The sequence below is a fragment of the Rhodovulum sp. genome (assembly GCF_011048875.1).
GTDB classification, from domain to species: domain Bacteria; phylum Pseudomonadota; class Alphaproteobacteria; order Rhodobacterales; family Rhodobacteraceae; genus Rhodovulum; species Rhodovulum tesquicola.
The window spans coordinates 1-9,998 of sequence record NZ_DSDD01000394.1; the positions used below are offsets into that span (position 1 = coordinate 1).

Here is a 9,998-nt window from a genome sequence, read left to right on the forward strand (position 1 = left end):
AGGACGGGGCGGCGCGCGCCGCCCCGTCCTCTTTCCCCCACGCGCCACCGACTTCCCCTTGAGACTGTGCCCGGGAAACCCTAGTCTTTGACCAGGGAAAAGGAGGCGCATCCATGTTCGGCATCCCCGGAAAACCGTCCGTCACGCTGACACCCGCCGCGGCGGCCCAGGTTGCAAGGCTGATGGCGCGGGACGGTGCCGCCGCGTTGCGGATCGGCGTCAGGAAGGGCGGCTGCGCGGGGATGGAATACACGATGGATTACGTCTCCGACATCGACCCCCATGACGAGGTGGTGGAACAGGGCGGCGCGCGCATCGCGATCGCGCCGATGGCGCAGATGTTCCTGTTCGGCACCGAAATCGACTACCAGACCAACCTGCTGGAATCCGGCTTCCAGTTCCGCAATCCCAATGTGGTGGATGCCTGCGGCTGCGGCGAATCCATCAAGTTTCGCGAGATGGACGAGGCCCGCGGCGACTGACCCCCCTGCTGCGCGCAAAAGAGGCGTTCCGCTTCCGGGGCAAATGCCCTAAAAGGCGCCCGGTATTTGCAGCAAGGGAGGATTGCGCATGCGGCGGAAACTGGCAGCCGGCAACTGGAAAATGAACGGCACGGGTGCGGCGCTGGCCGAGGTGAGGGCCCTGGCCACGGCCCATCCCGCGCCTGCGGTCGATCTGCTGCTCTGCCCGCCCGCCACGCTGGTCGAGCGCATGGCCCGGTTGGCGGATGGCACGGCAATCGCAGTGGGCGGACAGGACTGCCACGCCGCCACCGCGGGCGCCCATACCGGCGACATCTCGGCCGCCATGCTGCGCGATGCGGGGGCAAGCCATGTGATCCTCGGCCATTCCGAACGCCGCACCGATCATGCCGAGACCGACGCCATCGTGCGCGCCAAGACCGAGGCCGCCCTGGCCGGGGGGCTGGTGGCCGTGGTCTGCATCGGCGAGACCGAGGCCCAGCGCGATGCGGGCCAGACGCTGGGCGTGGTGGGGGCGCAACTGGCAGGCTCGCTGCCCGAGGGCGTGACCGGCGCGACTGTCGTGGTCGCTTATGAACCGGTCTGGGCCATCGGAACCGGCCGGGTGCCGACGCCGGACCAGATTTCCGAGGTGCATGATTTCCTGCGCGCCGAACTGGTCGCGCGCTTCGGCGAGGCGGGGCACGGGATCCGGCTGCTTTATGGTGGCTCGGTCAAGCCCGACAATGCCGCCGAGATCTTCGCGACCTCGAATGTCGATGGCGCGCTGGTGGGTGGCGCGTCGCTGAAGGCGGCGGATTTCTCCGCCATCATCGCCGCGCTCGAAGCGGCGCCCTGACCACGGCCCACCGGACGGGGCCGCGCGCGCGCATGCGCGGCCCTAGCCCGCCCGCCGCTCGCAGCATTCCCCGGTGCCGTTTCGCTGGCACAGCGCCGCGTCGAGCGTGTCGGGATCGACAATGCGCAGCCAGCCATAGCCCGTCTCGATCAGCCCCTCGGCCACGAACTGGCGCATTGCCCGGTTCGCCGAGTTCCGCGACAGCCCCGACAACTCGGCCAGTTCGGACTGCGTCACCGGAAAGATGGTGGCGCCGTCATTGAACCGGTGCAGCCGCTTCAACGAGATCAGCAGCCGCACCCGCGGATCGGGATTGGCCTGCGCCAGCGACAGCAGCGCAAGGCTGTCATATTGCGCGGCGACATTGACCGCGACATGGCGCCAGGTCGCCGGATCGCGGCGGGCCAGCGCCTCGATATGCATCCGCGGCACCGACAGCAGCACCGAAGGCGCGCGGGCCACGACCGTGCAGCGCCGCTCCGAGCCGCCGACCATGGCAACGCTGCCCGCCCACCAGCCCGGATGGGCCACGAAGACCAGTCGCGGCCCCTCGTCCCCGGCATCGGCATCGGCATAGACGTAAAGCAGGCCATCCACCAGCCCGAGTAAGTCCGGGGCGGGATCGTCGCGATGAAACAGAACCTCGCCATTGCCGACACGCCGCAGATGGGAGCCGGCAAGCAATGCGGTGCAGAAGGGGCCGGGCAGGTTTCCCAGCCAACCGGTCTCGCGAATTCGGCGTCGAGCATGTGTCACATCCATGATACGCTGGAATACCTCTTACAATCATGCCAAACCGCCGTCGGGGTGCATTAACGTCACGTCAACGCGATCCACGAAGAAAACCCCCGATGGCCGCGGCCCGAAATCCCTTGCAAGAGTCCATGTTGCAAGGGCCGTATCGGCGGTCAAACGCGTTCCTCCGGCCATCGGAACGGCGCGCAAACGGGCGGATCTGCCGCAAGCTGCGACAACAAGGCTTGATCTGGGTCATGGCCGCGGGCACCGCTCTCGGGAATACCCCGCGTGAGGGTCCGCGCCGGGCATTCCGGCCGGTGCGGACGGTTGGGGGTTTCCCCGAAGGGCGAGGACACCTAGAAGGAAAGGAGCGGGGCATCCTGTCCCGTTGCATCGCATACATGAACCAGCAGACCGCCGTGACCCAAGCAACCGCCGCCAAGAAGACTCTGCCCGACGCGCAGACCGTGACCGAGGTGCGTCACTACACCGACGATCTGTTCTATTTCCGCACGACCCGCCCGCAATCGCTGCGCTTCCGGTCGGGCGAGTTCGTGATGATCGGGCTGCCCGGCGATGACGGCAAGCCGATCATGCGCGCCTATTCGATCGCCTCACCCGCCTGGGATGACGGCCTCGATTTCTACTCGATCAAGGTGCAGGACGGCCCGCTGACCTCGCGGCTTCAGCATATAAAGCCCGGCGACGAGATCATCCTGCGACCCAAACCCGTCGGCACGCTGGTCCTGGATGCGCTTCTGCCCGGCAAGCGGCTGTGGTTCCTCGCCACCGGCACCGGCATCGCCCCCTTCGCCAGCCTGATGCGCGACCCCGAGACATACGAGCAGTATGACGAGGTCATCATGATGCATACCTGCCGCGAGGTGGCGGAACTGGAATTCGGCCGCGAACTGGTCGAAAGCCTGCCCCAGGATCCGCTGATCGGGGAATTCGTCGGCGACAAGCTAAAATACTACCCCACCACCACGCGCGAGGATTTCCGCAACATGGGCCGGGTCACCGACAACCTGGCCTCGGGCAAGGTGTTCCGCGATCTCGGCCTGCCCTGCGAGAAGATGGACCCGTCCGCGGACCGGGCGATGGTCTGCGGCTCGCTCGACTTCAACAAGGACGTGATGGCGATCCTCGAAGGCTGGGGCCTGCGCGAAGGCGCGAATTCCGAACCCGCCGAATATGTGGTCGAGAAGGCGTTCGTCGGCTAGGACCGATCCGGACAACAGCGAACCGGCCGGGCGCGGGAAAACCCCTGCGCCAGCCGCTCAGTCGGCGCCACGCCTGCGCCCGTTCACCCAGACCCCGGCGATGGCGCGGTCGTCGCCCATCATTATGGTCGGAAAGACCGCCTCCCAGAACGTCCCTGCCCGCGCGCTGCGCTGGGCGATGGCCGGGGTCGAGGCCAGATCGATCGCGATCAGGTCGGCCTCCATCCCCGGCGCCAGGTTTCCGATCCGCTCGGCCATCCCCATCGCCCGCGCCCCCCCGGCGGTAGCCAGCCACCACAGTTCCGCCGGATGCAGCGCCCGGCCGCGCAACTGGCCGATCTCGTAGGCCGCGGCCATGGTGCGCAGCATCGAGAAGGACGAGCCCCCGCCGGTATCGGTGGCCAGCCCCACGCGCTGGCCCTCGGCGGTCAGCCCGGCCATGTCGAACAACCCCGAACCGATGAAGGCATTCGAGGTCGGGCAATGGATCAGCGCCGCGCCCGCCTCGCGCAGGCGCATCCGCTCGCGCCCGGTCAGGTGGATGCAATGGCCGAACAGCGCGCCCGGCCCCAGCAGCCCTGCGCGTTCGTAGACATCCAGATAATCGCGCGCCTCGGGGTAAAGCGCGCGCACCCAGTCCAGTTCCTCGGCCTGCTCACTCAGATGGGTCTGCATCAGGCAGGTCGGATGGTCGGCCCAGAGCGTGCCCAGCGCATCCAGTTGCCCGGGCGTCGAGGTCGGCGCAAAGCGCGGCGTGATCGCATAGACCAGCCGCCCCCGTCCGTGCCAGCGCGCGATCAGCGCCGCGCTTTCGTCATGCGCGCGCCCGGCGCTGTCGCACAGGCCGGGCGGCGCGTTGCGGTCCATGCAGGTCTTGCCCGCCACAACCCGCATCCCCCGCGCCTCGGCAGCCGCGAACAGGGCATCGACGCTTGCGGGATGGCTGGTGCAGAAGCTGGCCACCGTCGTGGTGCCATGGGCCAGCACAAGGTCCAGATACAGCGCCGCAACCTCGGCGGAATGGGCGGGATCGCCAAAACGCATTTCCTCGGGGAAGGTGTAGCTGTTCAGCCAGTCGATCAGCCGCTTGCCCCAGCTCGCGATGATGCCGGTCTGGGGATAATGCGCATGGGCATCGACGAATCCCGCCGACAGCAGCGCCGCCCCCATGTCGGTCACCCGCGCGCCCGGGTGGGCCGCGCGCAGCGCATCCGCCGACCCGACCGCCGCGATCCGGCCAGCGTCCACCAGCACGCCCCCCCGCGTTTCGACAAGCGCAGCCGCCGGCCCTTCGGCGAAGGGGTCGGCCGCGAAATGCAGCACCTGTCCCAGGATCAGTTCCACCCGAAGCCCTCCCCTGCGCCCTGCACCTGCGCAAACCCTATGGACCTGCGGGGATGGCGTAAATCCCGCATCGCACCCTGTTGCAGGGCGACCGGTTTGGCTATGGTGCAGACAACGGATCGGGCAGGGCAAGGCATGGACGACGACATCATCGACAAGACCGTTCCGGAAGAAGAGGGCTACGCGCTCGACAACCGGACGGTATCGGCGATCCTGCTGGCGGTGGCGGCGGGCGATTCCGCGCGGCTGGCCGCGTTGCTGGAGCAGTTGCACCCGGCCGACATCGCCGACCTTCTGGAACAGGTGGACAGCGGAAAGCGGCGCGAGATCCTGTTGATGGGCGGGCGTCAGTTCGATGGCGAGGTGCTGTCCGAACTCGACGAGGGCCTGCGCGAGGAGGTAATCGCCTTCCTGCCGCCCGATGTCCTTGCCGAGGCGGTGCGCGACCTTGAATCGGACGACGTTGTCGACCTGATCGAGGATCTCGAACAGCCCCAGCAGGAGGCGATCCTCGACGCGCTGGAGGTGGCCGACCGGGTCGCGGTCGAGCAGGCGCTGGGCTATCCGGACTATTCCGCGGGCCGGTTGATGCAGCGCGAGGTGGTGCGCGCCCCCGAACACTGGACCGTGGGCGAGACCATCGACCATCTGCGCGCCAACAAGAAGACCCTGCCCGACCAGTTCTACCATGTGATCGTGGTCGATCCGGGCATCCGGCCGGTGGGCTATGTCACGCTCGGCAAGCTGTTGTCCTCCAAGCGATCGGTCAGGCTGACCACGCTGCTGGAGGACAGTTTCCGCACGATCCCCGTCACCCAGCCCGAATCCGAGGTGGCCTATCTGTTCAACCAGTATCACCTGATCTCGGCCCCGGTGGTGGACGAGGGCGGGCGGCTGGTGGGTGTCATCACCATCGACGACGCGATGAACGTGCTCGACGAGGAACACGAGGAGGATTACCTGAAGCTCGCGGGTGTGGGCGATACCAGCCTCAGCGACAAGGTGTTGACCACCGCCAGGGGCCGTTTCCCCTGGCTGATGATCAACCTGGTCACCGCCAATGTCGCGGCCTCGGTGATCGCGCAGTTCCAGGCGACGATCCAGCAGATCGTGCTGCTGGCGGTGCTGATGCCGATCGTGGCCTCGATGGGCGGCAATGCGGGCACGCAATCCCTGGCGGTCGCGGTGCGCGCGCTGGCCACGCGCGATCTGACCTCGTCGAACACCTGGCGCGTGGTGCGGCGCGAGGCGCTGGTGGGGCTGCTGAACGGCCTGGCCTTCGGCGCGATGATGGGGGCGGTGGTGGCGCTGTGGTTCGGCGAGCCGATGATCGGCGCGGTGATCGCGGTGGCGCTTCTGCTGACGCTGATCGGGGCGGCGGTGGGCGGCGTGCTGATCCCGATCGCGCTGGAACGGACGGGGGTCGATCCGGCCGTCGCGTCGGGCCCCTTCGTGACGACGATCACCGACATCGTGGGCTTCTTCGTGTTCCTGGGCATTGCGACGATGGTGCTCTTGTGAAGGACCGGAAGGCGGCGCTGCGCGCCGAGGCGCTGGCGCGGCGGGCGGCGGCGCATGATGCGGCGCGCGGCGCGATGGCGGTGGCACGCCTGCTGAGCGTTCTGGCCCCGGAACTGGGCCGCCCTGCCTCCGGCTACGTGCCGATGCGCGACGAGATCGACCCCCTGCCCGCGATGGCGGCGCTGGCCGCGCTTGGGCCGGTGGGCGTGCCGGTGATCGTGGCCGGAGGCGCGGCGCTGGTCTTTCACCGCTGGACGCCGGGCTGCCCGATGCGTCCCGGTCCCTTCGGCGCGGCGGTGCCGGTCGAGGGGCAGGAGATGCGCCCCGAGCTCCTGATCGTGCCGCTGCTCGCCTTCGACCGGAGCGGCGCGCGGCTGGGCTATGGCGGGGGCTTCTATGACCGCACGCTGGCGCGGCTGCGCGCCGACGGGCCGGTTCTGGCTGTCGGCTTCGCCTATGCCGCGCAGGAGGTGGCGCATGTCCCTGTCGAGCCGACCGACCAGCATCTGGATGTGATCGTCACCGAGGCCGAGGCGATCCGGATCGGGGTTTGAGCGCCCCACCGGGGCAGGGGGGCGCTGCCCCCCGTCCTTGCGGACTCCCCCCGGGATATTTCCGGCCAGAAGAAGGACAGAAGCTCAGGGGCTGGCGCGTTGCAGCTTGACCGGTTCGCTGCGGGCGAGCCGGATGAAATGGGCGATATAGGGCCGCGCCGCGTCCTCGGTCCGGGTGGCGGCATAGATGCGTTTGGTCAGGCCCGGTTCAGTCACCCGGCGGATCGCCAGATCGGCCAGGCCGCGCGCGTCGCGCATCACCCAGTCGGGCAGCACCGTCACCCCACGCCCCGAGGCCACCAGCATCAGGATCACCGCCGTCAGTTCCACCGGCCGCACTGCCAGCGGTTCCACCCGGGCGGGTCTCAGCAGCCCGGTGAAGATGTCGAGCCGGGCGCGGTCCACCGGATAGGTGATCAGGGTCTGGTCGCGGAAATCCTCGGCCTCGACAAAGGGTTTCGCGGCCAGCGGATGGGTGGCGGCACAGACGAAGACGGGTTCGTAGTCGAAGAGCGGCGCGAAGGTCAGGTTGGCGTGATCCTCGGGATCGGAGGAGATCACCAGATCCACCTCTTCGCGGGCCAGCGCGGGCAGCGCGTCGAAGGACAGGCCGGGGCGGATATCGACATCGATCTCGGGCCAGGCCTTGCGGAAGGATTCCAGCACCGGCAACAGCCAGTCATAGCAGGCATGGCATTCCAGCGTGATATGCAGCCGCCCCGACCGGCCCGATCGCAGGCCCTGGAATTCCGCCTGGAGCGCAGCGATCTCGGGCAGCACCCTTTCGGCCGCCCTGAGCAGCCGCAGCCCCGCTGCCGAAAGCCGCAGGGGCTTGGTGCGGCGCACGAAAAGCTCCATCCCGACCTGCTCTTCCAGCCCCTTGACCTGATGGCTGAGCGCCGATTGGGTGATGTTCAGACGCTCGGCTGCGCGGGCCAGACCGCCCGCGTCATGGATGGCCTTGATCGTGCGCAGGTGGCGAAGTTCGAGGTGCATATTATCGCGCCGCTCATATTGATCTTGAGAACTATGAGTTTGTTTCACAACCCGCCGCGTGCGACAAGCGTGCGAAGCCGAATCCAGCCGGAGCAAGTGCCATGTCCGCCCCCCGTGTGTCCTTCGAGTTCTTTCCGCCGAAATCGCTGGGGGCAAGTTTCCAGCTCTGGGAGACGGTGCAGGCGCTGGCGCCCTTGAAGCCGCAATTCGTGTCGGTGACCTATGGCGCGGGCGGAACCACGCGCAAGCTGACCCATGAGGCGGTCGAGACGATCCATAACCGCTATGGCGTGAACGTCGCCGCGCACCTGACCTGTGTCGATGCCACCCGGGCCGAGACGCTGGAGATCGCCGACGCCTATGCCAGGGCCGGGGTGACCGAGATCGTGGCGCTTCGCGGCGACCCGCCGCAGGGTCAGGGCAGGTTCACCCCCCACCCCGAAGGTTTCGCCGATAGCTGCGAACTGATCGAGGCGCTGGCGGCGCGGGCGGCCTTTACCATCCGCGTGGGCGCCTATCCCGAGCCGCATCCCGAATCGCGGGGCGTGGGCCATGACGTGCAATGGCTCAAGCGCAAGTTCGAGGCGGGGGCGGATTCGGCGATCACCCAGTTCTTCTTCGAGGCCGAAACCTTCTTGCGCTTCCGCGAGGAATGCGACGCGGCGGGCATCGACGGCACGAAGATCATTCCCGGCATCCTGCCGATCGAGAAATGGGCCGGCGTGCGCCGCTTTGCCGAACGCTGCGGCGCGCGGATTCCCGCGTGGGTGGACGAGGCGTTCGACAAGGCGATCCGCGACGGGCGCGAGGATCTGCTGGGCAGGGCGCTGGCGACCGAGCTGTGCACCGAACTGATGGAGGGGGGCGTGCAGGATTTCCATTTCTACACGCTGAACAAGCCGCACCTGACGCGCGACATCTGCCACGCGCTGGGCGTGCTGCCCGCGGGGCATCTGGAAAAGGTCGCCTGACGCCCGCGCCGGGCCCGCACCGGGCGCCCCCCCGGCGGCGATTTCAGTTCCCCGGCCGCATGGGCTCGCCAGGCCCCATGCCACCGCCCTGCACGGGCGCGTCCACCGGACGGCCCATGGCATCGCGGGTCATGTCGACCGGGATCTCGACCACCATCTCGCCCGCCTTCTCGAAGGTCAGCGTCACGGTGACACTGTCGCCCTGCGCCAGCGGCCGGGTCAGGCCCAGGAACATCACATGGTCGGCACCGCGTTTCAACGCGTGGCTGCCGCCTGCGGGGATCGCAAAGCCCTCTTCGACCTCGACCATGCGCATCACGCCATTGGCATCGGCCTCGTGGGTGTGCAGCTCGACCCGCTCGGCCACGTCCGAGGCGGCGGAGACCAGCCGGTCCTCCTCGGCGCCGGTATTGACCAGCACCATGAAGGCCGCCCCCGATTTCGACATCATGGTGGACGCCCGGGCATAGGGGTCCTGCACCTCGATATCCCCGGCCAACGCCGGCAGGGCGGGTGTAAGTGCCAGCGCGGTTGCAAGCAGCAAGGTCCTGGGTGACATGGTCTTCTCCTGTGATGCGGGGGCGCTCAGCCCCGGCCGATGAAGGGCATGGCGGTGGCCATCACCGTCATGAACTGGACATTCGCCGAGAGGGGCAGTTCGGCCATGTGCAGCACCGAGGCCGCGACATGGGCCACATCCATCACCGGCTCGACCGCGATCTCGCCATTGGCCTGCGGCACGCCCCGGGTCATCTGCTGGACCATCTCGGTCAGCGCATTGCCGATGTCGATCTGCCCGCAGGCGATGTCGAACCGCCGCCCGTCCAGGCTGAGCGCGCGGGTCAGCCCCGTGACGGCATGTTTCGACACCGTATAGGGCGCCGACCCCCAGCGCGGCACATGCGCCGAGATTGAGCCATTGTTGATGATCCGCCCGCCCTGCGGATCCTGCCGTCGCATCAGGCCAAAGGCCGCGCGGGCGCACAGGAACATCCCGTCGATATTGATCGCGGACAGAAGCCGCCAGTCATCTACCGCGATCTCGTCGATGGGCGCCGAGGGCAGGCCGATGCCCGCATTGTTGAACAGCACGTCGAGCCGCCCCCACTCGGCCGCGATCCGGGCGAAACCCGCCTCGACCGCCGCGGCATCGGTCACGTCCATCGGCAGGACCAGCGCCTGCGCATTGCCCTGCGCGGTCTCGACCAGCGGCGCCTCGCGGCGGCCCGCCAGCGCGACGCGCCAGCCCGCATCCAGAAAGGCCCGGGCGGTGGCGCGGCCGATGCCGCTGCCCGCACCCGTGACGAGAATGGTCTGCATGGCGGTTCCCC

At 68.3% G+C, this 9,998-nt stretch carries 11 protein-coding genes; 6 read left to right on the forward strand and 5 right to left on the reverse strand.

All coding sequences use genetic code 11. The annotated features are described in order from the left end of the window. Positions 1–113 precede the first annotated feature (113 nt). Together ENN83_RS13715 and tpiA are read left to right on the forward strand one after the other, a co-directional pair. Entirely contained in the window at positions 114–482 is a 369-nt protein-coding gene (locus ENN83_RS13715; protein WP_287187836.1) for a HesB/IscA family protein, read from the forward strand. A gap of 88 nt (positions 483–570) precedes the next feature. Next, positions 571–1,320 (forward strand): triose-phosphate isomerase, encoded by a 750-nt coding sequence (gene tpiA, locus ENN83_RS13720; protein WP_287187837.1) that lies wholly within the window; start codon positions 571–573, stop codon positions 1,318–1,320. A gap of 42 nt (positions 1,321–1,362) precedes the next feature. Here the strand turns inward: tpiA and ENN83_RS13725 are convergent, their stop codons facing one another. Then, positions 1,363–2,082 carry a Crp/Fnr family transcriptional regulator gene (locus ENN83_RS13725; RefSeq protein ID WP_287187839.1) on the reverse strand — a complete coding sequence of 240 codons (720 nt, stop codon included), beginning with the start codon at positions 2,080–2,082 and terminating at the stop codon, positions 1,363–1,365. Positions 2,083–2,459: 377 nt separating this feature from the next. Here ENN83_RS13725 and ENN83_RS13730 point away from each other — a divergent pair, with 377 nt between their 5' ends. Further along, positions 2,460–3,281 carry a ferredoxin--NADP reductase gene (locus ENN83_RS13730; RefSeq protein ID WP_287187841.1) on the forward strand — a complete coding sequence of 274 codons (822 nt, stop codon included), beginning with the start codon at positions 2,460–2,462 and terminating at the stop codon, positions 3,279–3,281. 57 nt (positions 3,282–3,338) lie between these two features. On the opposite strand, the gene guaD is transcribed toward ENN83_RS13730, so the two are convergent. Continuing rightward, positions 3,339–4,625: a guanine deaminase gene (guaD, locus tag ENN83_RS13735; protein WP_287187843.1), complete on the reverse strand. Its 1,287-nt coding sequence runs from the start codon at positions 4,623–4,625 to the stop codon at positions 3,339–3,341. Positions 4,626–4,760: 135 nt separating this feature from the next. On the opposite strand from guaD, the gene mgtE reads away from it, so the two are divergent. Both mgtE and ENN83_RS13745 read left to right on the forward strand, forming a co-directional pair. Further along, entirely contained in the window at positions 4,761–6,146 is a 1,386-nt protein-coding gene (mgtE, locus tag ENN83_RS13740) for a magnesium transporter (protein ID WP_287187845.1), read from the forward strand. Beyond that, the gene (locus tag ENN83_RS13745) at positions 6,143–6,700 is read left to right on the forward strand and encodes a 5-formyltetrahydrofolate cyclo-ligase (protein WP_287187847.1); all 558 of its coding nucleotides are present in this window, start codon (positions 6,143–6,145) and stop codon (positions 6,698–6,700) included. Before mgtE ends, ENN83_RS13745 begins: the two co-directional genes overlap by 4 nt. Before the next feature lie 84 nt (positions 6,701–6,784). Here ENN83_RS13745 and ENN83_RS13750 read toward each other — a convergent pair whose 3' ends face one another. Next, positions 6,785–7,696, reverse strand: coding sequence for a LysR family transcriptional regulator (locus tag ENN83_RS13750; protein WP_287187849.1), 912 nt, complete (start codon positions 7,694–7,696; stop codon positions 6,785–6,787). Positions 7,697–7,797: 101 nt separating this feature from the next. Between ENN83_RS13750 and metF the strand changes: the two genes are divergently transcribed. Further along, positions 7,798–8,667, forward strand: a complete 870-nt coding sequence (gene metF / locus ENN83_RS13755; protein ID WP_287187852.1) for a methylenetetrahydrofolate reductase [NAD(P)H] — start codon at positions 7,798–7,800, stop codon at positions 8,665–8,667. Positions 8,668–8,710: 43 nt separating this feature from the next. Here the strand turns inward: metF and ENN83_RS13760 are convergent, their stop codons facing one another. Together ENN83_RS13760 and ENN83_RS13765 are read right to left on the reverse strand one after the other, a co-directional pair. After that, a complete protein-coding gene (locus ENN83_RS13760; RefSeq protein ID WP_287187854.1) occupies positions 8,711–9,226 on the reverse strand; it encodes a copper chaperone PCu(A)C in 516 nt (171 codons plus the stop codon). A gap of 26 nt (positions 9,227–9,252) precedes the next feature. Beyond that, complete coding sequence (locus tag ENN83_RS13765) at positions 9,253–9,987, reverse strand: SDR family oxidoreductase (protein ID WP_287187856.1); 735 nt, start codon at positions 9,985–9,987, stop codon at positions 9,253–9,255. Between the last annotated feature and the right edge of the window lie 11 nt (positions 9,988–9,998).

Coding starts and splice junctions, on each gene's coding strand:
- ENN83_RS13730 (WP_287187841.1), top strand. CDS start 2,460: ATGAACCAGCAGACCGCCGTGACCCAAGCAACCGCCGCCAAGAAGACT.
- metF (WP_287187852.1), top strand. CDS start 7,798: ATGTCCGCCCCCCGTGTGTCCTTCGAGTTCTTTCCGCCGAAATCGCTG.
- ENN83_RS13765 (WP_287187856.1), bottom strand. CDS start 9,987: ATGCAGACCATTCTCGTCACGGGTGCGGGCAGCGGCATCGGCCGCGCC.
- mgtE (WP_287187845.1), top strand. CDS start 4,761: ATGGACGACGACATCATCGACAAGACCGTTCCGGAAGAAGAGGGCTAC.
- ENN83_RS13750 (WP_287187849.1), bottom strand. CDS start 7,696: ATGCACCTCGAACTTCGCCACCTGCGCACGATCAAGGCCATCCATGAC.
- ENN83_RS13760 (WP_287187854.1), bottom strand. CDS start 9,226: ATGTCACCCAGGACCTTGCTGCTTGCAACCGCGCTGGCACTTACACCC.
- ENN83_RS13725 (WP_287187839.1), bottom strand. CDS start 2,082: ATGGATGTGACACATGCTCGACGCCGAATTCGCGAGACCGGTTGGCTG.
- tpiA (WP_287187837.1), top strand. CDS start 571: ATGCGGCGGAAACTGGCAGCCGGCAACTGGAAAATGAACGGCACGGGT.
- ENN83_RS13715 (WP_287187836.1), top strand. CDS start 114: ATGTTCGGCATCCCCGGAAAACCGTCCGTCACGCTGACACCCGCCGCG.